Origin of the sequence: Streptomyces sp. R-74717 (genome assembly GCF_047305335.1) — a bacterium.
Taxonomy (GTDB): Bacteria; Actinomycetota; Actinomycetes; order Streptomycetales; family Streptomycetaceae; genus Streptomyces; species Streptomyces atratus.
The window spans coordinates 1816750-1843299 of sequence record NZ_CP102361.1; the positions used below are offsets into that span (position 1 = coordinate 1816750).

At 69.4% G+C, this 26550-nt stretch carries 20 protein-coding genes, 1 tRNA gene and 1 pseudogene; 7 read left to right on the forward strand and 15 right to left on the reverse strand.

All coding sequences use genetic code 11. From position 1 onward, the window contains the following. The first annotated feature begins 28 nt into the window (after window positions 1-28). The 4 genes from NRF20_RS08130 (at window position 29) to NRF20_RS08145 (ending at window position 4191) form a co-directional block, all read left to right on the forward strand. Window positions 29-757 (forward strand): response regulator transcription factor, encoded by a 729-nt coding sequence (locus tag NRF20_RS08130; protein ID WP_398630658.1) that lies wholly within the window; start codon window positions 29-31, stop codon window positions 755-757. After that, window positions 744-2828, forward strand: a complete 2085-nt coding sequence (locus tag NRF20_RS08135) for a sensor histidine kinase (RefSeq protein WP_413752302.1) — start codon at window positions 744-746, stop codon at window positions 2826-2828. Before NRF20_RS08130 ends, NRF20_RS08135 begins: the two co-directional genes overlap by 14 nt. A gap of 124 nt (window positions 2829-2952) precedes the next feature. Further along, on the forward strand, window positions 2953-3381 hold the full coding sequence (locus tag NRF20_RS08140; protein ID WP_398630656.1) for a hypothetical protein: 429 nt from the start codon (window positions 2953-2955) through the stop codon (window positions 3379-3381). A 153-nt stretch (window positions 3382-3534) separates the two neighbouring features. Then, on the forward strand, window positions 3535-4191 hold the full coding sequence (locus NRF20_RS08145) for a class F sortase (protein ID WP_398630655.1): 657 nt from the start codon (window positions 3535-3537) through the stop codon (window positions 4189-4191). Here the strand turns inward: NRF20_RS08145 and NRF20_RS08150 are convergent. The 10 genes from NRF20_RS08150 to NRF20_RS08195 form a co-directional block, all read right to left on the reverse strand. Further along, a complete protein-coding gene (locus tag NRF20_RS08150; protein ID WP_413752303.1) occupies window positions 4166-6313 on the reverse strand; it encodes an MMPL family transporter in 2148 nt (715 codons plus the stop codon). The genes NRF20_RS08145 and NRF20_RS08150 overlap by 26 nt on opposite strands. 176 nt (window positions 6314-6489) lie before the next feature. Further along, window positions 6490-7134 (reverse strand): response regulator, encoded by a 645-nt coding sequence (locus NRF20_RS08155; RefSeq protein WP_413752305.1) that lies wholly within the window; start codon window positions 7132-7134, stop codon window positions 6490-6492. After that, entirely contained in the window at window positions 7098-8387 is a 1290-nt protein-coding gene (locus tag NRF20_RS08160; RefSeq protein WP_398630652.1) for a sensor histidine kinase, read from the reverse strand. The genes NRF20_RS08155 and NRF20_RS08160 overlap by 37 nt, the downstream gene beginning before the upstream one ends. Before the next feature lie 207 nt (window positions 8388-8594). Further along, window positions 8595-9434: an ATP-grasp domain-containing protein gene (locus tag NRF20_RS08165; RefSeq protein WP_413752306.1), complete on the reverse strand. Its 840-nt coding sequence runs from the start codon at window positions 9432-9434 to the stop codon at window positions 8595-8597. Next, window positions 9431-10366, reverse strand: coding sequence for a RimK family alpha-L-glutamate ligase (locus NRF20_RS08170; RefSeq protein WP_398630650.1), 936 nt, complete (start codon window positions 10364-10366; stop codon window positions 9431-9433). Before NRF20_RS08170 ends, NRF20_RS08165 begins: the two co-directional genes overlap by 4 nt. A gap of 505 nt (window positions 10367-10871) precedes the next feature. Further along, window positions 10872-11261, reverse strand: a complete 390-nt coding sequence (rbsD, locus tag NRF20_RS08175; RefSeq protein ID WP_093896175.1) for a D-ribose pyranase — start codon at window positions 11259-11261, stop codon at window positions 10872-10874. Next, window positions 11258-12178, reverse strand: a complete 921-nt coding sequence (locus NRF20_RS08180; RefSeq protein WP_413752307.1) for a ribokinase — start codon at window positions 12176-12178, stop codon at window positions 11258-11260. Before NRF20_RS08180 ends, rbsD begins: the two co-directional genes overlap by 4 nt. A 40-nt stretch (window positions 12179-12218) precedes the next feature. After that, window positions 12219-14183 carry a substrate-binding domain-containing protein gene (locus NRF20_RS08185; RefSeq protein ID WP_398630648.1) on the reverse strand — a complete coding sequence of 655 codons (1965 nt, stop codon included), beginning with the start codon at window positions 14181-14183 and terminating at the stop codon, window positions 12219-12221. Then, the gene (locus NRF20_RS08190) at window positions 14173-15735 is read right to left on the reverse strand and encodes a sugar ABC transporter ATP-binding protein (RefSeq protein ID WP_413752308.1); all 1563 of its coding nucleotides are present in this window, start codon (window positions 15733-15735) and stop codon (window positions 14173-14175) included. Before NRF20_RS08190 ends, NRF20_RS08185 begins: the two co-directional genes overlap by 11 nt. Continuing rightward, the gene (locus NRF20_RS08195) at window positions 15732-16748 is read right to left on the reverse strand and encodes a LacI family DNA-binding transcriptional regulator (RefSeq protein ID WP_398630646.1); all 1017 of its coding nucleotides are present in this window, start codon (window positions 16746-16748) and stop codon (window positions 15732-15734) included. The genes NRF20_RS08190 and NRF20_RS08195 overlap by 4 nt, the downstream gene beginning before the upstream one ends. Window positions 16749-16952: 204 nt before the next feature. Between NRF20_RS08195 and NRF20_RS08200 the strand changes: the two are divergent. Together NRF20_RS08200 and NRF20_RS08205 are read left to right on the forward strand one after the other, a co-directional pair. Continuing rightward, window positions 16953-17267: pseudogene (locus NRF20_RS08200) on the forward strand (sphingomyelin phosphodiesterase); the annotation flags it as partial. Window positions 17268-17651: 384 nt separating this feature from the next. After that, window positions 17652-19112, forward strand: a complete 1461-nt coding sequence (locus NRF20_RS08205; protein WP_398630645.1) for an amino acid permease — start codon at window positions 17652-17654, stop codon at window positions 19110-19112. Between the two features lie 360 nt (window positions 19113-19472). Here the strand turns inward: NRF20_RS08205 and NRF20_RS08210 are convergent, their stop codons facing one another. Continuing rightward, complete coding sequence (locus NRF20_RS08210) at window positions 19473-20477, reverse strand: LuxR family transcriptional regulator (protein WP_398630644.1); 1005 nt, start codon at window positions 20475-20477, stop codon at window positions 19473-19475. Window positions 20478-20738: 261 nt separating this feature from the next. On the opposite strand from NRF20_RS08210, the gene NRF20_RS08215 reads away from it, so the two are divergent. Then, window positions 20739-21965, forward strand: coding sequence for a hypothetical protein (locus NRF20_RS08215; protein ID WP_398630643.1), 1227 nt, complete (start codon window positions 20739-20741; stop codon window positions 21963-21965). Between the two features lie 310 nt (window positions 21966-22275). Here the strand turns inward: NRF20_RS08215 and NRF20_RS08220 are convergent. From NRF20_RS08220 to eboE, 4 genes are all read right to left on the reverse strand, one after another. Further along, window positions 22276-22360, reverse strand: a tRNA-Leu gene (locus tag NRF20_RS08220). Between the two features lie 410 nt (window positions 22361-22770). After that, window positions 22771-23922, reverse strand: coding sequence for a sugar phosphate isomerase/epimerase family protein (locus NRF20_RS08225; protein ID WP_413752309.1), 1152 nt, complete (start codon window positions 23920-23922; stop codon window positions 22771-22773). 49 nt (window positions 23923-23971) lie between these two features. Then, window positions 23972-25378, reverse strand: coding sequence for an alkaline phosphatase family protein (locus tag NRF20_RS08230; protein WP_413752310.1), 1407 nt, complete (start codon window positions 25376-25378; stop codon window positions 23972-23974). Then, window positions 25375-26550 (reverse strand): metabolite traffic protein EboE, encoded by a 1176-nt coding sequence (gene eboE / locus NRF20_RS08235; protein WP_413752311.1) that lies wholly within the window; start codon window positions 26548-26550, stop codon window positions 25375-25377. Before eboE ends, NRF20_RS08230 begins: the two co-directional genes overlap by 4 nt.

The window sequence follows — 26550 nt, forward strand, 5'->3', positions numbered from 1 at the left end:
CTGCGTCACCTCATCTACGATCAACCACGTGTGCGCAAACGTCATAGTCGCCGAAGACGACGAGAAGCAGGCCGAACTCGTACGCCGCTATCTGGAACACGAGGGCCACGCGGTCACGGTCGTCGGGGACGGCCTGGCGGCCCTCGCCGAGGTCCGGCACCGGGAGCCCGATCTGCTGGTGCTCGATGTGATGATGCCGCGGGCCGACGGTCTGGACGTGGTACGTGTGCTGCGCGCCGAGCACCGGGAGCTGCCGGTGCTGATGCTGACGGCCCGCAGCACAGAGGACGATCTGCTGCTGGGTCTGGATCTCGGTGCGGACGACTATGTGACGAAGCCGTACAGCCCGCGTGAGTTGATGGCGCGCGTACGGACGCTGCTTCGTCGCACCAGCCGCGTTGCGGCAGGTGTCGATCCCGCTGCGGATGAGGTACTGACGGTGGGTGCGCTCGTGGTCGATCCGGTCCGGCACGAGGTGTCGGTCGAGGGCCGGTTCGTGGAGTGCACGCCCGGTGAGTTCCGGATTCTCGCCGCCATGGCGGCCGGGCCCGAGCGGGTCTTCACCCGGCAGCGGCTCCTGGAGGAGTTGCACGGCTTCGACCGGTACATCAGCTTTCGTACCGTCGACGTGCACATCATGAACCTGCGCAAGAAGATCGAGCCCGCACCGCGTCGGCCGGCCCGGCTGCTCACCGTTTTCGGTGTCGGCTACAAGCTGACGGACCCGGCGAGGAGTGCTTCGCGTGCGTCGTCGTAGCCGGGTGCGTGGTGTGCCCCTTCGGCGTGAGCAGCGGGCGCGGCTGCCGCTCCGCAAGAGTCTGTTCGGCCGTCTGCTGGCGGTATCGGCGCTGGTGGCGGCGTGTTCGGTGGCCGCCACGGCCTGGCTTGCCGTACAGACCACCTCCGGTGCCATCAAGCAGGAACAGGGGCAGAACCTCACCGCGGACGCCCGGATCTACAACACCCTGCTCGGATACGCCGCGACCCACCCGACCTGGGACGGCGTCGACAGCACCGTGCGCGACCTGGCGCGGCAGTCCGGTCGGCGGATCGCCCTCACCACCGAGCAGCGCCGGCCACTCGCCGATTCCGCCACACGGCCGTCCCTGCCCGCGCTGCCGCCCGAGGCATCGGCGATCGTGGATCCGCTGTCCGTGGACACGGCGCTGGCCCAGACGGTGGGCCGGGCCGGCGTCACGGCCGACCGTGTCGACCCGCGCGCAGTCGGTCCGTTCCGGCTGCCCGCGTCCGAGCGTACGGAGTTGCAGCGTGTCGCCGACCGGAGTGTGGCGTGCCTGAATCGGTCCGGGGTCGCGGCGGATGTGGTCCGGGGCCCGAGTGGGCGTCCGCGCATCGAGGTCGTGGGCAACGATCCCGACCGGGTGCAGGGCACCAGGTGCGCATCCGACAAATTGGCTGAACCGACAGCGACCGAGCGAAAGGCGCTGGGGGCGCTCAATCAGCTCGCCGATGCCTGCCTGAAACGTCAGGGCCGCACGGGCGTACAGCTCAATCTGGACCTGTCCTGGGGCGGCGGTCCCGAGCCGATGCCCAGCGCCGGTGTCTCCACCCCGTCGCCCGCTCCCGCGCCGAGCGTCCGCACCGGCGACGACGACCGGGCCACCGCATCCTGCGTGGGCACGGCCCGCCGTGAGCAGCTCAGTTCCTATGTCGCCTCGCCCGCACTGCTGTTCATCGGCGACGAGGGCGGCACGACCGTGCCCGGCTTCGACCTCTCCCCGGCGAACACCGCGAAGATCGCGGGTGCCGCGGCGCTCGTCCTGGCGCTCACGGTCGGAGCCACCGTGCTGGCCGGGGCCCGGCTCGTACGGCCGCTGCACGCCCTCACCGGTGCGGCACAACGGATGCGGGACGGTGAGGACTCCGCCCCGGTGCTGGTCACCGACGACAACGAGATCGGGCGGCTCGCCGCGGCCTTCAACGACATGTCGGCCCACCGCGCCCGCCTCGAAGGACAGCGCAAGGACATGGTCAGCGACGTCGCCCACGAACTGCGCACCCCGCTGAGCAATATCCGCGGCTGGCTGGAGGCAGCGCAGGACGGTCTGGCGGAGCCCGACCCGGCGTTCATCTCCTCGCTCCACACGGAGGCCGTTCAGCTGCAGCACATCATCGACGATCTCCAGGATCTGGCCGCGGCCGACGCGGGTGCGCTGCGGTTGCACCCCGAGCCGGTACGCGTCGAGGACGTTCTGAGCCAGGTCGCCGCGGCCCACCAAGCAGGAGCGGAGACGGCTGGAGTCACGTTGGCCGTCCTCACGGCGACGGCCGGCGCTTCCGGTCCCGAGCTGACTGCCGATCCGGTCCGGCTGCGTCAGGCCATCGGCAACCTCGTCTCCAACGCGGTGCGTCACACTCCGGCCGGTGGAAATGTCACATTGCATGCGTACGGCTCCGAGTGCGCAGACCTGGTCGTGGTGGACGTCACGGATACGGGCGGCGGCATCTCGGCCGAGGATCTGCCCCATGTCTTCGACCGCTTCTGGCGCGCGGAGAAGTCCCGCAGCCGCCGCACCGGCGGCAGCGGGCTGGGCCTGGCGATCGTACGGAAACTCGTCGAGGCCCACGGCGGCTCGGTGAGTGCGGTGAGCGTCGAGGGGCAGGGTTCGGTGTTCACGCTCCGGCTGCCGGCAGATCCTGCGCAGACGGGGTCGGATGAATGCGGAGAGGCTGGTGGGTCGGGCGAGTCCCAAGGAGCCTCGACGAGCGTGTCGGGGAGCACGGCAGGCGGCTGCGAGCGCGGCAGCGGCGCGGGCGGACCCGAGCGTGCCGTGGGCGGCCGTGGAAGCGGTGCGGGCCAGGCCTGATGCGATGACTACAGCGATCTGACAGTTTCTTCATAACTTCACGCCAGCCTGTCGGCATGCCTTGTGCCCGGTGCGAACCGGCTTCCGGGCACCACCGAGGCCGACCTGGAATGGAGCCATGCCCATGCCCCACCGTCTGTCCCTGCGTACCGCCGTCCTTGCCGCTGTCGCGGCCGGCGCGGTACTCGTCCCGTCGACCGCGGCCTTCGCCGACAGCACGCCCGCACCGAAGCCGTCCGTCGAGCGGTCCGCCGCAGCCGCCCCGGCCGGTGTCACCGGCGCGCCCGCGCGGGGCTCGGAGCCGTCGGTTGCGCCCCGTGGCGGTGTTGCCGCGGGCGACAGTCCCGCCCCGGCCGTGGTCGAGCCTTCGGCCGCGGGCGAGCGTGCCGCGGCCGCCGCTCCGCGCGGTGGCGTCGCCGCGGGCGAGCGACCGGCCGGTACCTCGGGTGACAGCACCACCGCCCTTGCCGGGTCGGCCGCAGCCGCCGTTCTGGTCGCGGGAGCGGGAACGGTCGTGCTGCGCCGCCGCTCCGCCGCACAGCAGGGCCGCTGAACTGCCGACGCGTCAGTCCCTTCACGGTCACTGACATGCAAGGCAATTGACCGCGCACCACAACTGACCGCGCTCAGCGGTTGACCTTCCCTTGTGGCGCCGCCCCGTCCCGGGCGGCGCCACTGCCCATCTCCGTCCCGTTCTGGAGCCCCCATGTCCCGTACGTCCATGTCGCTTTGGCATGTCACACTTCCGGTGCTCGCTTGTCTCGCCCTCACCGGCTGCTCCTCCGGCGCCGTGGATGGCTCATCCGTCGCATCACGCGCCGGCGGCAGTTCACCCAGCGCCCCGGGCTCTCTCAACTCTCCGAAGGAGACGGAGCCCGAGGGGACGCAGAGGCCCGAGAAGTCCGGGAAGCCGAGGTCCGCGGCGAGCCCCACCCATGTCAGCATCCCTTCGATCGGGGTGAACAGCTCGCTGATGCGGCTCGGTCTGAACGAGGACGGCACCGTCCAGGTCCCGCCCGCCGAGAAGGGCATGACGGCCGGCTGGTACACCGGTGGCGCCGTCCCCGGCGAGCGTGGCGCCGCGGTCCTCATCGGGCACAACAACACGCGCTTCGGGAAGGCCGTCTTCCACGATCTGAAGAAGATCGGCAAGGGTGCGGACATCGCGATCCGCAACGACCGGGGAGCGGAGCTCCACTTCAGGGTCACCGGCACGGAGACCGTCAGCAAGAATGCCTTCCCGACCAAGAGGGTCTACGGCGCCACCGACAAGCGCGTCCTGCGTCTCATCACCTGCGACGGCGCCTTCGACGCCCAGGGCCATCCCGTGGACAACCTCATCGTGTACGCCGCCCGGAGCTGACGGCGACCGCGACCGCCTCCCTGGGCGCGTCGTCGACGGTCTGCGCTGCCGTGTCCCGGCCCACCGGGCGGCCCGGCCACCAGAAGGCGGGGCCGACGTCGAGGGCGAGCGCCGGAACGAGGACGGAGCGGACCAGGAAGGTGTCGATCAGTACGCCGATCGCCACCACGATGCCGATCTCGATGAACGCCACCTGTGGAGCGCTGGTGAGGGCGGCGAACGTCGCCGCGAGGACCGCGCCCGCGCCGGTGATGACCCCGCCGGTGGAGGTGAGGCCGGTCAGGACCCCGCTCCGGTGGCCGTGATGCCCGACGTCCTCACGGATGCGGTGGATGAGGAAGATGTTGTAGTCGACGCCGAGGGCGACCAGGAACAGGAAGCCGATCAGCATGACCTGGGTATCGACGGCGGGGAAGCCCAGGACGTGCTGGAACAGCTGCCAACTGATGCCGAGTGCGGCGAAGTAGGAGAGCACCACGGTCACCATCAGCAATACCGGCGCGACCACGGCCCTGAGCAGTGCGATCAGGATGACGAAGACCACGACGAGCACCAGTGGGATGACCACCCTGCGGTCGTGTGCCTGCGCCTCGGCCTTCTCCTGGGCCATGGCGGTGGGACCGCCGACCCGTGTGTCGGCTTCGGGGATGTCGTGGACGGCGGCGCGGATCCGGTCCACGGTGCGAGCTGCGGCCGAACTGTCCGCGTCCGCCTCCAACACGGCCTTGGTGCAGGCGAGTTCACCGTCGGTGGAGATGGTGGCGGGCACGACCTCGGCGACCCCGTCGATGTGCTTCAGTGCCTCGGCGACCTCAGGTGCGGCCTCGGCCCTGCTGATCACCTCGGCGGGCCGGCTCTGCCCGGCCGGGTAGTGGGCGGCGAGGAGTTCCTGGCCGGCGATCGAGCCGGGTCTGCCGATGACGAGGTGCTCGTCGTCCAGCCCGGTCCTCAGACCCAGGGAGCCGAGTGCCAGCACGGTGAGGACGAGGGCGGAGCCCGTCCACACCAGACGCGGGCGCCGGGCTATCCGGCCGCCGATCCGGTCCCACAGCAGGCGGTCGGCGTTCTTCGCAGCGGCCCCGGCGCGCGGCACACGGGGCCAGAACACCCATCGGCCGAGCAGGACGAGCACGGCAGGGAACAGCGTGGTCATCGCGGCAAGTCCGCAGACGATCGCAACGGCACCGCCCGGGCCGAGCGTGTGGTTGAACCCGACGTCGGCCCGGGTGAGGCAGAGCAGCCCAATGCATACGGTCGCGGCCGAGGCGGCGATGGCCGGTACGGCCCTGCGCAGGGCGGTCCGCATGGCGTGGTGCCGGTCCTCGTGGATGCACAGCTCCTCGCGGTAGCGGGCGAGCAGCAGCATCGCGTAGTCAGTGCCCACGCCGAAGAGCAGTGCGGTGACGACGATCTCGTTCCCGCCGCCGACGGTCAGACCGAACCCCTTGGCGAGCAGGGCGGAGACCGCCTGGGTGGTGAGGAAGGAGACACCCACGACGAGCAGGGGCAGCAGCCACAGGATCGCACTGCGGTAGGTGATGAGCAGCAGCGCGGCGACCACCACGACAGTGATGAGGGTGAGCGCACGACCGGTGGACTCCCGGGCGTCCGCAGCGTCCAGGGAGTTACCGGCGGGCCCGGTCAGCTCGGCCTTCAGACCGTCGGGCCGGTCGCTGGTGGCGCGGTCGCGCACCTTCTCGGCGTTGTCGGCGAGTGCGGTGCTGTCCTGCTTGTCGAGGGGGACCAACACGGTCAGGGCCTTGCCGTCCTCGGAAGGCCGGGCCGGTTCGACCGCTCCTGCCGCCAGGGTGGCGAACTCCTCGATGTCGGATGCGACTTTGGCCCGGTCCTGCGCGGTGAGTCCGCTGTCGCGGACGTAGACGACGATGCCGAGCGAGATCCTGCCCTCGGCGAAGCGGTCGGCGAGCCCGGCCACCTCGGTGGACTCTGCTCCACGGGGCAGTTCGACGGTGAGACCGTCCTTCTCGAGCTCCGAAAGCTGTCCGGCGAGCGGCACCGCGGCCACCACGACGATCAGCCAGACAATCAGCGTCAGCCACTTGCCTTTTCGTCCGCCCGGCAGTCTCAGAAGCCGGTCGGCCCAATTGCGCGGTCCTGTCATGGGGGACTCCTCGTGCATGAGTGGGAAATGTGCCGTGTGTTCCGGCCAGGTGCGGGCATGACTCATCGGGCGCAGCGAGCCGTTACGGCTGCGCGGCGCCTGTTCGGCGAATGGCATGGCCGCAGCATCGTGACGCCGCGACTACGCGTTTGTTTCGCTTTCGACCCGGCAGGGTGTCAGGAGTTCAGATAGGCGAGTACGGCAAGGACCCGGCGGTTGTCGTCGTCCGACGGCGCCAGATCGAGTTTGGTGAAAACACTCGATGTGTGTTTGGTGACGACTTTCTCGCTGACCCCGAGCCGGCCGGCGATGGCGGCGTTGGAACGTCCTTCCGCCACGAGTCCCAGCACCTCGTACTCCCGTGGGGTGAGCCGGGTGAGCGGTTTGTCCCGGGCGTTGCCCCTGAGCAGTTTTGCCACCACTTCCGGGTCCATCGCACTGCCACCTGCCGCGACCCGGCGCACGGCGTCGACGAAGCGGCCGCTGTCGAAGACCCGGTCCTTGAGCAGATAGCCGACCCCGCCCGTGCCGTCCGCCAGCAGCTCGCGGGCGTACAGCTGCTCGACGTACTGCGAGAGAACCAGCACCGGCAGTCCGGGGACCCTGCGCCGGGCCTCGATGGCGGCGCGCAGTCCCTCGTCGGTGAAGGTGGGCGGGAGCCGCACATCCACCAGTGCGACATCCGGCCGGTGCTCGACCAGTGCGTCCAGGAGTTCCGGACCGTTGTCCACTGCGGCGGCGATTTCGAAACCGTGGGCCGTCAGAAGCCGGACGAGCCCCTCTCTCAGAAGGAAGAGGTCTTCGGCGAGAACAATGCGCACGGAATCTCCATCGTGGTCATGGTCGGTCCGCCCTGAGGGCTGTTGACGGAAAGCACTCCGTCGAATGCGGCAATGCGGCTCTCGATTCCCCCCAGCCCTGTTCCCGCCGATACCGTCGCCCCACCACATCCGTCATCGCCCACACTGATGCGCAGGGCCTCGCGTTCGTGGCGGATATCGATCCAGACGCGATCGGCCCGGGCGTGCTTCGCCGCGTTGGTGAGCAGTTCACTGACGGCGAAGTAGGCGGCCGACTCCACCGGGGCGTCGGGCCGGCCCGGCAGATCGACGGCGACATCGACCGGCAACGGGCTGTCCAGCGCCAGGGCGCGTACGGCGTCGCCGAGTCCCCGGTCGGAGAGGACCGGCGGATGAATTCCCCTTACCAGATCGCGGAGTTCACCAAGTGCCTTGGAGGATGATTCCCTGGTTTCCAGGAGCAGTGCGCGGGCGGCTTCGGGGTTGGTGTCCAGCAGTTGACCGACGGCGTCCAGGTTCATTCCCATCGCGACCAGCCTGGCCTGTGCGCCGTCATGCAGATCGCGTTCGATCCTGCGGAGTTCGGCGGCCTGACTGTCCACCACTGCCCCTCGGGTACGCGTCAAGTGACCTACGCGTGCCGTGAGTTCGTCACCGATCCGCGGACCGAGCAGCTTGCGGGTGAAGCGGGCGTGGGCGGTGAGCAGCAGGGGTCCCGTCCGGAGTCCGAGCCAGATGAAACCGAGACCGAACAGGGGCATCAGCCAGGTGCGTACACCCCGTTCGCCGCTCACGTCGATCAGTCCGGCGTAGTGGTCGTGATAGCCGGCCAAGACGAGGGCGTCCCAGAAGAACGGGAGAACCAGCCCCTCGAGTCCGTACACCAGCAGCGCGGCGGGCAGCAGCGCGAGCACGGTGCCGATCACGGGGTCGACGATTGTCCAGAGCGTGTCCCGCAAGGTGGCCGGGTCCTGGAGCAGCCGCAGGCAGTGCCCCCAGCGTCCCGCGAGGCCGGGCCCCGGCTCGGGCAGTTCACGGTACGGCTGCGCGATCGTCACCCCGGACCAGTCGTGGGCCAGCCTGCGGGAACGGTTGGCCAGCCTGCGCACGGCCGCCACGACGACGGGGAGAAGCAGGACGCCCGCGCCGAGGCCGAGAGAGGCCGACGAGAACACCATGAGTGCGAAGAGGGCCGCCTGCGGCACTTTCTGCGCGGCCAGCGCGAGCCCGCGCAACGGCGGCTGCCAAAGTGCGGGTGATGCGACCCTCTTCATTCCGGCCTCCTCCTGCGGGCTCCCTCGATCCCGTCGGAGACGAGTCTGCTGTGAGGAGGCTTCGGAATCATTGGGCCTGCCACCCCGGTTCGAGGGGGGACCTAGGCCCCCTGTCTTCATCCGGGGAAGCACGCACCGGGCGCGGGACGGGCTGCATGTGTCGTGGTCGGGCACCCCGAGCGAGTTCCTGGTGGAGGCCGGGGTGTGTCAGGCCCCGTAAGCGGGAGGGCCGGGCCGGGGGCGTCGCAGTGCCAGGGCTGCCAGCGCCGCGGGGGCGCCCTTCGGTCCGCGGATGCCCGGGAAGGCGTTGATGTCGACGACGACGGGCGCCCCCTCGCGGTCCAGCAGGTCGACACCGTAGACATCCAGGCCGAAGACCTCTCCCGCGTGGAGGGCGAGTCCGGTCCAGGCCGGCGGCAGGTCACGGACCAGTGGCACGGGCTGCGCACCGTCCGGCGGGGCGCCCACCGGTGCGGGGCGCACTCCCGCGAACACCTCCCCCGCGATCACCCACAGCTTGTGGTCCCAGCCGCTGTTCGCGACGAACTCCTGCAGGACGACAGGCTCGTTGGACCACTCGGCGGCGAGGTCCTGGAGCTCAGCAGGACCGTCCACGCGGGCGACCAGGTCCGCGCGCCGACTGTGGCGGCTCTTGACCATGAGCGGATAGCCGCTCTCCGGCCGCTCCGCTCCGTGGAGGGCCTCGGACAGCGAGTCCAGGGTTCTGGTCCGGGGCATCGGCAGGCCGGCGCCTTCCGCCACGGCGGCGATCCAGCTCCTGTCCTGGCACAGCTCCGTCGCGGCGGCGGAGTTCACCACCCGGGCGCCGTGTGCTTCGAGGAAACGGGCCAGCACCAGTGCGCGGGAGGTATGAGCCTTGAGGAGGTAGACGTCGGCGAGATCATCCGGGATCACCAGTTCCGACGGGGATCCCGTTCCGGTGTCCGGGTTCAGGATCGTCACCTGGTGCTCCGCCTCGATCAGTGCGGAAGAGGCTGCGGCGAGCAGCGGATGATCCGGCTTGTCGGTCAGTAGACACACCCTCATATCTGGGCGGCTCCCGGTGCGGCCGCCAGCATGTCCGCTTCGGGGTGCGGGTGGGGCTGTCCGTGGGGGGTCTGCGGCTGCGCGGGAATGCGCGGAGCAGGGGCGAACACGCCCGCCCTGGCAGCGCCGCCCGTCCTGGCCAGGTCGAGGACGGCCCCGGCCAACCGGGATACGGCGTCGGGGACCTGACGGAAGCTCGGGAAGTCGTTGATGTCGACGATCACGGGACCGTCGGGGCCGAGCACCACGTCGATGCCGTACAGATCGAGGCCGAAGACCGCTCCCACCTTCGCCGCCGCTGCGGCCACCTCGGCGGGCAGGGGGACGGCTCCCTCGTCGACCGGCCCGTCCGGGTGGAGCGGGGAGCGGCGCAAGGTCGCGTGGAACTCGCCCGCGAGACAGTAGACCTTCAGGTCGGAGCCCGGGTTGGACACGTAGGGCTGTGCGATGAGTTGACCCTCCCCCGCCTGCTCCGCCTCCGCCAGGCGCCCGGGGTCCGGCACGAGCCGCACCCCGCGCCCCGAGCTGCCGTCGGCTGGCTTGACCACCAGGGGGAAGAGCTCCTCGGGGACATCCGCGAACAGCGTGGCCCTCGGTGCCGAATAGGTCACCGGAACCGGTAGCCCGTGCTGTCGCGCGATGACCGATGTGAGGACCTTGTCGCGCACCGCGCGGATCGCCCGCGCATCGTTCACCGTGGTCAGGCCCACAGCCGCTGCGGCCTCCAGCAGGGTGAGCCCGGGGCCGCCGGACACGGTCTTGAGTACCCAGGCGTCATGGGTCCCCGCCCGCACCTCTTCCGAGATCCGCAGTAGCGAGCCGCCGGGGCGCACCACGTCCACCTGGTGTCCCCACGACGACAGTCGTCGGACCACATCAAGCGGCATGCCGTCATGCCGGTACAGCTCTTCGACGAGGAAGCAGAGCTTCATCCCAATACCCCTCGGTGCCCCCATGACTGATGAGGGCACAACGGTGCCTCGCGATGCTCTTCCGAACACCACCAAAAGGGCAACGCTACGTCACGCTCGCCCCAAAGCAACCGCCACCGGGTGTTACTGATGGTGCGTTCCTCATCCGAACAGATCTCCGTCGGGCGGGTCACGGAGTGGATGGCCCCGCACCGGCCGAGTCCACCACCGGGTCGCGGAATACGGATCTGTCTTGAGGAGCCGGCATCGTGGGACGCACGGGCCGACCCGCGGGTGCACCCTGAGTCACGAGAGGGATGGGTCGGGCAAGTGGACCATCAGTACTGTCGACGGTTCACTGGGATCCTCACCATCCGCGTCAGCGCATACACGTGATGGGCCGCTCCCGAAGAGGGATGCGGCCCATCAGCTGCGCGGACCGCGCGGTGATCGCGCCAGAGACCGCGGTGACCACCGCGCAGACCCGTCGTCCGTGATCCGCACGCCCGGTGTCTGCCGGCCTCTGTCAGAAGAAGACCCCGCACCGCAGCAGCACGTTCGCGTACGGCCGCGCCTCCCCCGTCCGCACCACCAGCCGGGCACCCGCCGAAAGCGCCTTGAGCTCCTCGTGCGGTACGTGGGCGAGTTCCGGGAGGCGTTCGTCCAGGAGGCGTGCGGCCTCCGGGTTGGCCTCCCGCACCTCGTGCGCCGCTGTCGCGCCCTCCACCACCAGTTCGTCCAGCAGCCCGTCGAGCACGTCGGCGAACGACGGGACACCGGCCCGGAAGGCCAGGTCGACGACCCGGGGGCCGGCCGGGATGGGCATGCCCACATCGCAGATCAGTACCCCGTCGCCGTGGCCCAGCTCGGCCAGTGCTCCGGCGAGATGGCGGTTGAGGATTCCTGCCTTCTTCACAGCGCGGAGGCTTCCTCTGCGGTCGGGAAGGACGCCTGTGCGCCCTGCCTGGTGACGGCCGCCGCGCCCACCCTGACGGCGAACGCGGCAGCATCGGTGAGCTCCTCGCCCAGGCCGAGCCGCCAGGCCAGGGCGGCGGTGAACGCGTCACCCGCCCCGGTCGTGTCCACGGCCTCGACCTCGGGGCTCGGTACGCGTACGACGTCGGCCCTGCGGCTGTCGGCGACGAGTGCGCCCGCCGCCCCCAGCGTGACCACTACCGACTGCGGGCCGAGCTCGAGGAGTGCTCGCGCCCACTCCTCGGGCGTGGTGCCTGCGGCTTCGCCCAGGATGTAGCGCGCCTCGTGCTCGTTGACCACCAAGGGGTCGCAGGCGGCCAGCACATGGTCGGGCAGGGGTGCGGGCGGGGACGGGTTCAGGACCAGCCGGGTGCCGGGTGACATTGCACCGGCCACCTCGGCAACCGTCTCCAGCGGAATCTCCAGCTGTACGGAGACGACCCGCGCCGCCCCGAACAGATCTCCGGCCCCCCGGATGTCCTCCGGGGTCAGCCGGGCATTGGCCCCCGGCGACACCACGATGCTGTTGTCACCCGAGGGGTCCACGGTGATCAGCGCGACTCCGGTCGGTGCCCCGCCCACGAGAACGCCGCTGGTGTCCACACCCGCCGCCCGCTGCGATTCCAGCAGCAGGCGGCCGTGGGCGTCGTCGCCGACCCGGGCCAGCAGGGCAGTGACGGCCCCGAGGCGGGCGGCGGCCACCGCCTGGTTTCCGCCCTTGCCGCCCGGATGGACGACAAGATCGGAACCGAGCACGGTCTCACCGGGTGCGGGGCGGCGTTCCACGCCGATGACCAGGTCGGCGTTGGCGGACCCTACGACCAGCAGGTCGTACCGGTCGTGGTCGTTCTCGTGCATTGTTCCTGCTTTCCGTGGTCGGGCAGTGTTCGGGCGCCACTCAGGAGAAGTCTGCGACGTTCTTCTCGGTGACTACCTTGACCGGCACCTTCACCGTGCTGTCGACCTTCTTGCCCTCTGCGGCCTTCACCGCGTTCTGCACCGCGATCTTGCCCAGTTCCTTCGGCTGCTGGGCCACGGACGCGTACAGCGTGCCTGCCCCGACCGCCTTCAGGCCGTCCGGAGTTCCGTCGAATCCAACGACGGACACCGACTTTCCTGCCTTGCTGCCGAGTGCCTTGACCGCGCCGAGCGCCATCTCGTCGTTCTCGGCGAAGACGCCGGTGACACCGGGGTGGGACTGGAGCAGATTGGTCATGACGTCCAGGCCCTTGGTGCGGTCGAAGTCCGCGGGCTGCTTGGCCACGACCTTGATGCCGGGGTACGCCTTGAGCCCTTCGGCGAAGCCCGCGCCGCGCTCGCGGCTGGCGGAGGTACCCGCGGTGCCCTGCAGGATGACGATGCTGCCCTTGCCACCGATCTTGTCGGCCAGCGCCGCGGCGGCGAGCTTGCCTCCCGCGACGTTGTCGGAGGCAACGAGCGTCGCGGTCTTCGCCTTGTTGACGCCCCGGTCCGCGGCGACCACCGGAATGTCCGCCTTGTTGGCGCTCCGTACGGCAGGGCCGGCCGCGTCCGAGTCCACCGGGTTGACGATGATGGACTTCACCCCGGAGCTCGTGAAGTTCTGGAGCTGGTTGGCCTGTTGTGAAGCGTCGTTCTGCGCGTCGGTGACGGTGAGGTCGACCCCGGCCGCCTTCGCCTCCGCCTGTGCGCCTGCCTTCATCTGCACGAAGAAGGGGTTGTTGAGCGTGGAGAGCGACATGCCCACCTTGGTGTTGCCGCCGGAGGAGCCGGAGTTGAAGTAGGACACCGCGCCCACGACAACGGCCACGCAGAGTGCGGCGATCCCGAACTTGGCCGCTCCCGCTCGCTTCCCGCCGGATCCCGGTGCGCCGGAGGAACCGGTCGAGGAGGCGGCTTTGGCCCCGGCCCTGCGGCGCAGCGTGTCCAGCAGCACCGCGAGGGCGATGACGACACCGATGACGACCTGCTGCCAGAAGGCGGACACGGACAGGAGGTTGAGTCCGTTGCGCAGCACGGCGAGGATGAGCGCGCCGATCAGGGTGCCGGACGCCTTGCCGACGCCGCCGGCGAGGCTGGCGCCGCCGATGACGACTGCGGCGATCGCGTCGAGTTCGTAACCCTGCGCGGCCTGCGGCTGCGCGGAGGTCAGACGGGAGGCGAGAACGATGCCCGCGACCGCGGCGAAGAGGCCGGACAGGGCGTAGATGGCCAGCTTCTGTCGCTTGACGCGCAGTCCGGAGAGCCGGGCCGCTTCCTCGTTGCCGCCGATCGCGTACATGGAACGGCCGATGTAGGTACGGGTCAGGATCAGTGCCGTGATCAGGCCCATCGCGATCATCACGAGGACCGGGACGGGCAGCCAGCCGCCGAGCGTGTCGCCGAGCACGGAGACCGAGTCGGGGAAGGCGATCGGGCTGCCCTGGGAGATGACCAGGGACAGACCGCGCGCGATGGAGAGCATGGCCAGTGTCGCGATGAACGGCGGCAGTTTGCCGTACGAGACGAGGGCGCCGTTGACGAATCCGCAGGCGATGCCCGTGGCGACGGCAAGGATCACCGCCAGCCAGACCGGCACACCCTCCGACGTCGCCGACCAGGCGAGGACGGTCGCGGAGAGCGCGGCCACCGAGCCGACGGACAGGTCGATGCCGGCCGAGACGATGACGAAGGTGACGCCGAACGCGAGGATCGCGGTGACGGCGGCCTGCACGCCGACGTTCAGGAGGTTCTGGGTGGTCAGGAAGTCACCGGAGAGCAGCGACATCGCCACCAGCAGGACGACCAGGGCGCTCAGGGCGCCGTTGTCGAGCAGGAGGCGGCGGACGGTACGTCCTGCGGCGCCACTCGCGCCCGTATTGCTCTTGAGCGTGTCAGTGGCCACGGGGGCTCTCCTCTTCGTTCACAGCCGGCGTCGTTGCCGGAGTCGTTACGGGAGTTGCTGTGGGGGCGGTACTGACGGCGAGCGCCATCACCGCGTCCTGGGTCGCTTCGTGCGCGGGGAGCTCTCCGGCGATCCGGCCCTGGGCCATGACCAGCACCCGGTCGCTCATGCCGAGGACTTCGGGCAGGTCGCTGGAGATCATCAGCACGGCGTGGCCGGAGGCCGTCAGCTCGTTGATGAGCTGGTAGATCTCGACCTTGGCGCCGACGTCGATGCCGCGCGTCGGTTCGTCGAGGATCAGCACTCTGGTGTCGGCGAGCAGCCACTTGCCGATGACGACCTTCTGCTGGTTGCCACCGGAGAGGGTGCGGACATGCTGACCGAGGCCCGCCATCCGTACCCCGAGCTGTTCGGCGATCCGGGCGGCGGCCGTGCGCTGTCCCTTGAGGTCCACGAGCCCGGACCGGCTCGCCGAGCGCAGGGTGACCAGGCCGAGGTTCTCCTGCACGGAGGCATCGAGGACCAGGCCCTGGGCCTTGCGGTCCTCGGGCACGAGGCCGATCCCGGCGCCCATGGCCGCGGTCACGTCGTACTTGGCCAGCCGCTCGCCGCGTACGTCGACGGTGCCCGCGTCGTAGGGGTCCGCGCCGAAGACGGCACGGGCGACCTCTGTGCGTCCGGCGCCGACGAGGCCGGCGAGGCCGACGACCTCACCCGCCCGGACGTCGAAGCTGACGTCATGGAAGATGCCGTTCCGGGTCAGCCCGCGGACGGCGAGCAGGGGCTCTCCGGCCTTCGGGCGCTCCCGCGGGTACTGCTGCTCGATGCTGCGTCCCACCATCAGCCGTACGAGCTCCGCCTCGGGGGTCGAGGCGGGCACCTGGTCGATGCTGCGACCGTCGCGCAGCACCGTGACCCGGTCGCCGAGCGCGGCGATCTCTTCGAGGTGATGGGTGATGAAGATGATCCCCACACCCTCCGTGCGCAGCTGCCGCACGATCCGGAAGAGCTTCTCGACCTCCTCGGACGTGAGGACCGCCGTGGGCTCGTCCATGATGAGGACGCGTGCGTCGAGACTGAGCGCCTTGGCGATCTCCACCATCTGCAGCCGGGCGATGCCCAGTTCACGCACCTTGGCCTTCGGTGAGACGTGCAGGCCGACCCGGCGCAGGAGCACCTCGGCGTCCGCCTCCATGCGGCGCCGGTCGATCATCCCGAAGCGGCGCGGCTGCCGGCCGAGGAAGATGTTCTCGGCGACGGTGAGATCGGGTACCAGGTTGAACTCCTGGTAGATCGTTGCGATCTTGAGCCGTTCGGCGTCCTGTGCGCTGTGGATGCGGACCTCACGCCCCTGGGCGAAGATCCGGCCGCTGTCCGGGCGGTAGGCGCCGGAGAGCATTTTGATGAGGGTGCTCTTGCCCGCTCCGTTCTCACCGAGCAGGACATGCACTTCGCCGCCGCGCAGGTCGAAGTCGACGCTGTCGAGCGCGACCACGCCGGGGAAGGCCTTGCGTATGCCTTCGATGCGCAGCAACTCGTCCTGAGTGCTCACAGGTTGCTCCTCGGGTTCGAAGCGTGCTCGCCGCAGGAACTGCGTACGACAAGGCGGGCGGGAAGGGTGACGGACTGCGGGGACCGTCCCTCGATGAGGTCGACCAGCGCCCGCACGGCGGCTCGGCCGAGTTCGCCGGTCGGCTGGGCGATGGCCGTGATCGGCGGGTCGGTGTGCAGGAACCACGGGATGTCGTCGAAGGCCGCGAGCCCGATGTCCTGCGGGACGCGCAGCCCGCGGGCGCGGATCGCGTCCAATGCGCCGAGTGCCATCAGATTGTCGGCGGCGAATACGACCTCGGGCGGTTCGGGAAGGGCCAGAAAGCGCTCGGTGGCGCGGCGCCCGCTGTCCGCCTGGAAGTCGCCCTGCCCGATGTAGGTTTCGGGCAGCGCGAGTCCGTGCTCACGCAGCGCCTCGCGGAAGGCCTCGACTCGCTCGTTGCCCGTGGTGGTGGCCGCCGGGCCCGCAATGATCGCGAGCCTGCGGTGGCCGAGGCGGTGCAGGTGGGCGACCAGGTCCCGGATGGCGTCGCGGCCGTCGGCACGTACCACGGGGACATCCACACCCTGGATCCAACGGTCCACGAAGACCATCGGTGTGCCGCTGCCCGCAGCGCCTGGCGTGAGCGGGGAGCTCCCGTCGGCGGGAGAGACGAGGAGTCCGTCGATCCGGCGGTCGAGGAGCGTGCGGACGTGATGTTCCTGCAGGTCGGGCTGCTCGTCAGCGTTCCCGATGATGACGCTGTAGCCGAGTGCGCGGGCCTCCTCCTCGACGAAGCGGGCCAGTTCGGTGAAGTACGGGTTGAGTACGTCACTGATGACCAGGCCGAGGGTGCGCGTCTGATCGGTGCGCAGCGAACGGGCGACGGCGTTGGGCCGGTAGCCGAGGACGTCGACAGCGGCGAGGACGCGTCTGCGCGCGTCGGGGCTGACGGAGGGATGGCTGTTGAGAACGCGGGAGACCGTGGCGACGGACACTCCCGCCTCGGCCGCGACATCCTTGATGCTCGCCATTTCCGGACCACCTCCTTGTGGTTTCCGTGAGCCTCGAAACCAGCGGTCCAGAGCCGTGGAATCGATTACAGCGATGATTGGAATCGATTACATGGCCGAAAACAAGACCTCCCCTGGCCTCCGAGACCGGATTGTGACTAAAAGGGGAGGCGGAGTGAAGGCCGGGCGGCGGCAGCCAGGATCGCGTGAGGCAACGCAATCACGAACGTCGACTCCCGCTCCCCCGAGTACGCGTCGATGCTCGCCGACGCCGGACTGACCGGAGCCGACGCCCGCACCGGGCACGCATACTCCTTCGACACCCAGGACAACTCGATCGCCGCCGACCGCTACCCCGACGACCCCCGCGAGGACCTCGACCACGTCCTGCACCGCGCCGGGCACGCGAAACCGGCCGGCTGGACGAACGAGGTGATCAAGGAGCAGAGCGCGCCCTGGACCGTCTCCAGCCGGGGCACGGACTACACGCACACGAACCTCTCCGACCACTACCCGCTGATCGCTTCCGCGGCGCGGTAGCGGGACGCCTTCGGCGGACGATCGGACAAGGGCGAGGCGGAGTGTCCCGCCCCCGGCACTCCGCCTCACCCTTGTCCCGGGAACCGACCCGCCGCAGGGACCCCTCGTGGGCCACACCCCGCCCGGACTCCTCGCACAGGCCGAGAAGGCGTTCGCCAGGTTCGGGGCACGGGCACGTGGGTCGACCTGTCCCTCGTGAGGGCACCCTTGCTTACCTGCCCGTAACCTCTGAAGTGCCTCAGATTTGTTCCTGAGTGATGTGGGGCACTGCCAGAATCACAGGATTCCCGGATGATGTGTCGTTGAGCCGTGCCACGGTGACGACTCCCTGGCCGGCCATGGCCGGGACCGCCCACCTTCCCCTCACAAAGGCGAATCTCCTCCATGAGTGACCGCACCACTGCGGCCGATACGCTCGCCGCCGCCCCACCGGCGACGAGCTCCCCCCACCGGGACGCCGGCGACGCCGGTTACAGCAAGGACCTCAAGTCCCGTCACATCAACATGATCGCCATCGGCGGCGCGATCGGCACCGGCCTGTTCCTGGGCGCGGGCGGTCGACTGGCCGGCGCGGGTCCCTCGCTCGCCGTCGCCTATGCGGTCTGCGGTGTCTTCGCCTTCTTCGTCGTCCGCGCGCTCGGCGAGCTGGTGCTCTACCGGCCCTCCTCCGGTGCCTTCGTCTCGTACGCCCGGGAGTTCATGGGCGAGAAGGGCGCCTTCGCGGCCGGGTGGCTGTACTTCCTGAACTGGTCGACCACCGCCGTCGCCGACATCACCGCGGCCGCCACCTACGCCCACTTCTGGGCGATGTTCAGCGACATCCCGCAGTGGATCCTCGCGCTGATCGCCCTTGCCGTCGTCCTCACCGCCAACCTCATCTCGGTGAAGTACTTCGGTGAGATGGAGTTCTGGTTCGCGATCATCAAGGTCTCCGCCCTGGTGGCCTTCATGCTCATCGGCATCTTCCTGGTGGTCACCCAGCACCCGGTGGACGGTCACACGCCGGGCATCTCCACCATCTCCGACAACGGCGGCATCTTCCCCACCGGCATGCTCCCGCTGCTGATGGTGATCCAGGGCGTCGTGTTCGCGTACGCCTCCGTCGAACTGTGCGGCGTCGCCGCGGGTGAGACGCAGAACCCCGAGAAGATCATGCCCAAGGCGATCAACTCGATCATGTGGCGCGTCGGACTCTTCTACGTCGGTTCGGTGGTACTGCTGGCCCTCCTGCTGCCGTACACCTCGTACTCGGCGGACCAGAGCCCCTTCGTCACCGTCATGGACAAGCTCGGTATCCCGGGCGCGGCCGGTGTGATGAACCTGGTCGTGCTGACCGCGGCACTCTCCAGCCTGAACTCCGGTCTGTACTCCACCGGGCGCATCCTGCGCTCCATGGCGCTGGCGGGCTCCGCGCCCAGGTTCACCGGCCGGATGAACAAGGGCCAGGTGCCCTACGGCGGCATCCTGCTGACCGCCGGTTTCGGTGTACTGGGCGTCGTGCTCAATTACGTCATGCCGGGCCAGGCGTTCGAGATCGTCCTCAACTTCGCGTCGATCGGCATCCTCGGCACCTGGGGCATGATCATGCTCTGCTCGCTGCTGTTCTGGCACCGCTCGCGGGACGGCAGGGTCACCCGCCCCTCGTACCGGCTGCCCTGGGCCCCGTACACACAGATCGTCACGCTGGCGTTCCTCGCCGCGGTCGTGTTCCTGATGTGGTGGGGCGGCGGAGTGGGCCGTACGACCGTGCTGTGCCTGCCGCTGATCGCGGCGGCGCTGGTCGGCGGCTGGTTCGTCGTCCGAGGCCGGGTGAACGACCTGGCACAGGAGCGCAAGGACTCCTGACGGCCCTCGGTATCGGCGGTTGCTCCCGCGGAGACACCTTCCGCGGGAGCAACCGTTCCCGTGCTACCCGCCCGGAACGCAAAGAGACCCCGGATGAAGCGCCACCGCTGGACCGATCGGACGCTGACCCACAACTCCTTCGCAATCACGGCATTGCTCTGCCCGCCGGCAAACAACCCGGCCGCCTGCACGTGCGCTACGCGGACTCGGCACTGCTGTTCCTGCCGCGCATCGTGGAGGAGGCCCGGTCAGTCCAGTCGGCCAAGCCCTCAGAAATATCCACGAAGGGATTCTGCCGGCACGACATCACACCCGGCGAACGTTTCCGGACAGCAGCATCGGGCGACGGGGCTTGCTCGCTCAGAGCCATCCGCGGCGGCTGGCCTGGACGCCGAGCTGGAAGCGGGTCTGCGCGCCCAGGACTTCCTGGAGGCGTGCGATGCGACGCGCCACCGTCCGTTCGCTGACGCCGAGTTCGCGGGCGATGAACTCGTCGGTGAGTCCGCCGCTGAGGTAGGTGAGAAGCTGCCGGGCGTCGTCGGTGGGGGCGGCACCGACGTCGTCCATGGGCTCGTCGCCGGCGGGGAGCGGAACGGCCATCTGCCAGTACGACTCGAACACGCCAATGAGGCCGTCGAGCAGGGCGGATCGCTGCACGGCGATGTGGTGGCGTCGCTGGTGATCGCGCGCGGGTGCGGCGACGACGGCGAAGCGGTCGTCACAGATTTTCAGGTTCAGCGTGACATTGGGGAAGACGCGGGCGCGTTCACCGAGGTTGACGCAGGTCTGGATGGCCTCCCGGCCTATCGGGTCACGCAACACCTGGGTGCCGTAGACCACGGAGTACGCGACGCCGCGCGCGAGTGCCTCCAGACAGCCCGGCGCCACGGTCGGGGGCGCGGCGAGGCGGCCGGAGGGGCCGATGGACAGAGCGCGGACCTGGTGCGTCGCCTCGTCCTGCACACGCCGGACAAGCGCTTCACCGGCCTCGTCCGTCCGGACTATCTCGATGTATCCCGGGCCTTCGGCGTGGTGGTCGCGCCAGAACCGCGCGAGTTCGTCGGCGCTGTCGCGCAGGGCTCCGAGTTCCTTGGCGCGGATTTCCGCGAGGGCGTCGAGCGCGGTGCGCGGGGGGCAGGCGACGAGCCCTTCGTCGTCCGGTTCCACCAGGCCCAGTTCGGTCAGTTCGCGGGCCGCCTCGACAACGGCATCCGGGGTCACGCGCAGGATGCCCGCCAGCGCGGCCGGGGTCGTCGGGTCACGCTGCACGAGCGCGAGGTAGACGTCCTCGGCGGTCGCAGTGAGGCCGATGGCGCGGAGCGGATGCATATTGCAAGCATTGCACGTATATGCGATGTACTCCATGTGAAGATCGTGTCCACATGGTGAATACCGCCGGGTAGGGACACCAGGAGTGACATATCGTCAGATCAGGGATGGTCACATCGCGCGTGCACGTGGCTGCATGGCATCTGTCACCTTCCTGCCATGCCGGATTCAGACAGCACCGACGGCTTCTCCAGAGAGTGCTTTCTTTGCAGACTCTTGGCTCATGGCAATCCGATCGCCTCTCCCGTCCCACAAGGGCGAATGGCGCGTCGGCTTCGACCCACCAAGGAGTTGACTGTGAAGAAGTCCCTCGCCTGGGCCGTCACCCTCGTGACCGCGGCCACGTGCACCCTTGGCACCGTCCTGCCGGCAACGGCCGCGGACAACATGACGGCCACCGCCGCCGCGTCCGCGTCCAACGGCTCCGCGATCGACACCTCCAAGCTCGACCCGCAGACGAAGGCCCTCGTCGACGAGATCCTCGCCAAGCTGCCGGCCGACTGGCAGGCGCGCCTCCAGGCAGCCAACGCCAAGTACGGCATGGGCGACGCCCAGTGGACGGACATCCGCAACAGCGTCATCAACCCGGGCGACTACCAGTGCCAGAGCACGGAGCTGACGGCCTACGCGAACAATCTGCTCCAGGGCGCCGAGGACCCCTTCACGATCTTCATCCTCTCTCTGTTCGGCGGGTTCGACCTCCCCACGTACGATGCGCTGCTGTTCGGCAGCGAGTCCAAGTCCAACACTTACGGTGTCAACGGCGAATACACCAACCAGCTGACGTCCGAAGCCAAGGACCTCAAGAGGTTCTGGGACATCTACTCCGACGACATCCAGCTCATGCCGATGCACGGCGCCGACGTCTTCTCCTCCCCGGAGCGGCTCGCCCGCACCCTGTCCGTGCTGTACGGCGGCACGACCGAGAGCAACCTCGGCCTGGCCGAGCTCTTCATCTCGCTGGTCGACTCCGAGCCCGTACTGAAGGGCGGCGCCAACCCGATCTTCACCTTCAACGCGTTCGCCTACTCCGAGAAGGGCGACCCGCAGCCGCTGGGCATCTCCGACCGCATCGTCATGGGCGACGGCATCCTGGAGGCCACGAAGGCCGTCGGCCTGGGCGACACCGCCCCGCGCGCCATCCTCGCCCACGAGTTCGGCCACCACGTGCAGTACGAGGACAACCTGTTCGACAACACCACGCTCACCGGGCCGGAGGCCACCCGGCGCACCGAGCTGATGGCGGACGCGTTCGGCACGTACTTCCTCACGCACTCGCGGGGCGAGGCCCTCAACACCAAGCGGGTGCTCGGCTCCGCCCAGTCCTTCTACCAGGTCGGCGACTGCAGCTTCACGAGCAACGGGCACCACGGCACGCCCAACCAGCGCCTCGCGGCGTCCACATGGGGCGCGAGCGTCGCCAACGAGGCTTCCAACCAGGGCCACATCCTGCCATCGATGAAGCTCGACGAGATGTTCGAGGCGAAGCTTCCCGACATCGTGAAGCCGGACGCGACGAACTGAGTACGGCGCCCCGGGTGCGCGGCCCGGTCGGCGCGCGACGGCCGAGAGGCCGCGCGCCGACCGCCCACGGCCGCGCACCCGGGCCGCGCCGGCGTCCGGGGCGGCCGCAAGATGCAGGGCACCTTCAACCACGGCCACCCCACTACCGCTACCCCTCCGAATACGCGAAGAGCGGAGCCCTCGACCACCCGCTGACCGTCTACGTCCGGGAAGCCGCCATCTACCAAGCCTTCGGCCTTACGCTGACCTACAACACGAAAACGCGGGCCGTGACTGTAGAGTCACAACCCGCGTCATCCGTGTGCATAAGTGTCCGAGGGGGGACTTGAACCCCCACGCCCGATAAAGGGCACTAGCACCTCAAGCTAGCGCGTCTGCCATTCCGCCACCCGGACTAGGTGATCCGCCCCGGTCTCCCGCGGCGACAAAGAAAACAATACCAGGGGTTTGGGGTGCCTCTCACCTGCATATTCGGTGGTCAGTGGGGTGTGGCGGGCATACGGAAGCGGTTGGCCTGGCGCGTGTACGGTCTGTCGTCGTTCGTGCACGTGCAGTACGTCCGGCGGATCGCCGGGCGGCGTCCGGCTGCCGCGAAGACCGGGCCGCCCGGCGGCAGGGGGTCGTCCTGCGGTTGGTCCCCCGGATTCATCGCACAGTTCGGGGTGCTGGTCAGGCACCGTACGCCCCTGGTGACTGCCGTGGAGCGTACGGTGCCTGACGTCACCGGGCGGGCGTTTGCGCTGTTCCCCGGTCTTCAGGAATTCGGGGTCAGGCGCGGACCGCCCCTCCGGTGCCGCCGATGGTCCTACTTGCGCAGCGCCGCCAAGTTGTCGTAGCCGGTCCGCGCATGGTTCAGGGACTGCGCGGGGACGGTCGAACTCGGCGCGTTGTCCTGCTCGACCATCGGGTTGTGGTAGTTCTTCGCCCCGACGCGGCGGAAGAACGTCCGGTAGTCGATGACTCCGGTACCGAAGGGGACCATGTCGTAGCCTTGGCCGCTGGTTGTGTTGACGATGCCGTCCTTGGCGTGGAACAGCGGGTAGCGCTTGGTGTTGCAGCGGACCAGTGCCGCCGGGTCGAAGATGTTCTCCTGCTGCGATCCGTCGTGCGCGGTGTAGGTGTGGAACTTGTACTGAGCGACGTGCGCCCAGAAGATGTCCATCTCCAGCCATACGGACTTCGGGTCGGTGACCTGAAGGAAGTACTCCAGCTTGCGGATGCCGGAGCTGCGGGTGGGGCGGCCCTGTGCGTCCAGCGGACCGCCGTCGAGCAGGAAGCCGTAGGCCGCGTCGTGGTTGTGGGTGTACAGCTTGATGCCCGCACCCTGAGCGATCCGTCCCAGCGTGTTCCACTTGTCGGCAGCCACGTCCCAGTCGCCGCGGTAGGCGCTGCCGGTGGGGTCGCCACCGGTGCCCATGTGTTCCATGCCGAGGATGTTCGCTATCTCCAGGTGGCGCTTGAACTGGTCCAGGTCGCTCTGGTTCAGCGGCCAGGACGACGGGATGAAGCCGTGGTTGCCCTGGCCGCGCAGACCGTAGTCGTCCAGCCACGAGCGCAGCAGCTTCGCGCCCTCCACCGATTCGAGATTGCTTCCGCCGGGCGCGTTGGTGTGCTGGCCGTACCCGGCGAACTCGACCTGCCGGTAGCCGTAGCGGGCCAGTTCCCTGAAGACCTCACGGAAGCCCGAGGGAAGGTCGGTGCTGAGCGGATCCCGGCCTGTGGCGTCGCGCACGGTGTACAGGATGATTCCTCGTCGCTCCGCCGGGACCAGCGCCTGGCCGACGCCCTGCCCCTTTCCGGAGGCGGTCTGGGCGAGGGCCGGCGAGGCACCGAAGGCGGGCGCGGCGATCGCCGCTGCCGCAGCGGCCGTGCAGGTGCTCAGAAAACGGCGGCGGCTGACGCCGAGGCTGCGGCGCAGGGCGCCGTCCGTTCCGGATTCGTCGTTGTACGCGGTCACGGTCTCTCTCCTTCTCGAAGATGCTCGAAACGCTGTGTGCGGACCGGTCTCATACGAGGCCGGCCAGCGTGAGGAGCAAGGACTTCACCTCGGTGGCCCGGACGGGTCCGGTGAACGCGTGGGGGGTGGAGCACAGGATGAGCGGACCTTCTTCGTCGCTCATGGGGAGGCGGCCGTGGCTGCCGCGAACAGGTGACGGGTCCAGCGGTACGACCGCCATGCGGTAGCGCATGCCGAGCTTCTTGCGGGCGACGGCCGCGGCGGCCTTGACCCGGACGTACGGGTCCTGGGGGTCCAGGAAGAGTTCGACGGGGTCGTAACCGGGCTTGCGGTGGATCTCGACGAGCTGCGCGAAGTCGGGCGCGCGGGCGTCGTCGAGCCAGTAGTAGTACGTGAACCAGGCATCCGGGTCGGCGACGGCGACCAGTTCGCCGGAGCGCGGGTGGTCCAGGCCGTGCGCCTTCTTGCCCTCGTCGTCGAGGAGCTGCTCGATGCCCTGGAGGTCCTGGAGGGCTTCGCGGGTCGCTTCGAGGTCCTCGGGACGGCGTACGTAGATGTGGGCGAGCTGGTGGTCTGCGACGGCGAAGGCGCGGGAGGCCATCGGGTCGAGGTATTCCATGCCGTCCTGGGTGTGGACCTCCAGGAGGCCGGCGCGGCGCAGAGCCCGGTTGATGTCGATGGGCCGGTCGACGCGGGTGATGCCGTACTCGGAGAGGGCGACGACGATGCGGCCTTCGCGACGGGCGTCGTCCAGGAGGGGCGCCACGGCCCGGTCGAGATCGGCCGCGGCCCGGTACGAGCGGGGGTCGTCGGGGCCGTAGCGCTGCAGGTCGTAGTCGAGATGCGGGAGGTAGCACAGGGCCAGGTCGGGGTGGCGGGTGCCGAGGATGTGCCGGGTCGCGTCGATGATCCACTGGGAGGAGACGAGGTCGGCGCCGGGGCCCCAGAAGTGGAAGAGGGGGAATGTACCGAGTTTTTCGGTGAGTTCGTCGTGCAGGGCGGGCGGCCGGGTGTAGCAGTCGGGTTCCTTGCGGCCGTCGGCGTAGTAGACGGGGCGCGGGGTGACGGTGATGTCGGTGTCGGCGCCCATTGCGTACCACCAGCAGATGTTGGCGACGGTGTAGCCGGGGTGGGCGCGGCGGGCGGCGTCCCAGAGCTTGTCCCCGGCGACCAGACCGTTGTGCTGGCGCCAGAGCAGGACGTCACCGAGCTCGCGGAAGTACCAGCCGTTGGCGACGATGCCGTGTTCTGCGGGCGTGGTGCCGGTGAGGAAGGTGGACTGGGCCGCGCAGGTGACTGCGGGGAGCACGGTGCCGAGAGGGGCGTGGGTGCCGGACTGCCCCAGGGCCTTGAGGTGCGGCATGTGGTCGAGGAGCTGAGGGGTGAGGCCGACGACGTCGAGAACGAGAAGCGGGGTGGGTGTGATGGGCGTGGTGGCCTGCTCGGCCGCAATCATGGGAGCTCCTTGAGGCCGAGGTCGACCAGGAGGTCGCGGGCGAGGGTGAGTTCGGCGGCGATGCCGTCGGCGAGCTGGGTGCGGGTGCGGGGGCGCAGTGCGGCCGGGAGCGCCTGCCAGGTGTACGTCTCGACCTCCAGGTGCCTGGTGAGGGGCCGTGCGCCGCCGACCAGCCGGGTCAGTGTGGACCGGAGCACGGGAAGGGTGGAGGTGAGCGGTGGTGCGGGAGGTGCGTGCAGAGGGACGTGGAAGTGGGCGCGCCACGGGGCGCCGTCGGGCAGGGCCCGGCCGGTGACCGCCTCGTGGAGGTCGTCGGTGCCGCGCAGCCCGGCGGCGGTGCTGGTGCGGGTCTGGTGGAGGAAGCGGGGCTCGGCGAAGGCGGCGAGTGCGGTGCGTACCTCGGGGAGGTGGGGGTGTTCGGCGTGCAGTGCGGCGGAGAGCTGGGCCTTGGCCACCGGGATGCCCGCTGCGTCGAGGGCGTCGACGGCGGTGTCGGGGTCCTCGAAGGAGGTGGCCAGGTGGCAGGTGTCGATGCAGATGCCGATGCGCCGGTGTCCGACGGCGGTCAGCGGTGCGATGGCGTCGGCGGTGGTCTCGACCGTGCAGCCCGGCTCGGGTTCGAGGCCGATGTGGATGGACTTGCCGGTGAGCTCGGCCAGCGCGTCGAGGCGGTCTGCGAGGGTGGCGAGCGCGGTGTGTGCGAGAGCGGCCGCCCCGGCGTCGGAGTCGAACGGGGTGCGCCAGGCGATCGGGAGGGTGGAGATGGTCCCTTCGGTGACGTCGTCGGGGAGCAGACCGGCCAGGAGCCGGGCGAGGTCGGTGGTGTGGGCGAGCCGCTCCGGGTCCGTCCAGTCCGGCTTGTACACCCGGTACTTGACCTCGTCGGCACCGAATCCCTCGTACGGGAAGCCGTTGAGGGTGACGACTTCCAGGCCGCGGCGGTCCAGTTCGGCGCGCAGGGAGCGCAGCTGGGACGGGTCGTTGATCAGGCTGCGGGCGGCGTCCCTGGCGAGCCAGAGGCCGATGCCGAGTCTGTCCCGGCCGAGGCGTTTGCGGACGGGTTCGCAATGGTCGCGCAGTTGGGTGCGGACCCCGTCGAGTGTCTCTGCGGGATGGACGTTGGTGCAGTACGAGAGGTGGACGGTGGAGCCGTCGGGGTGGCGGAAGCGCAT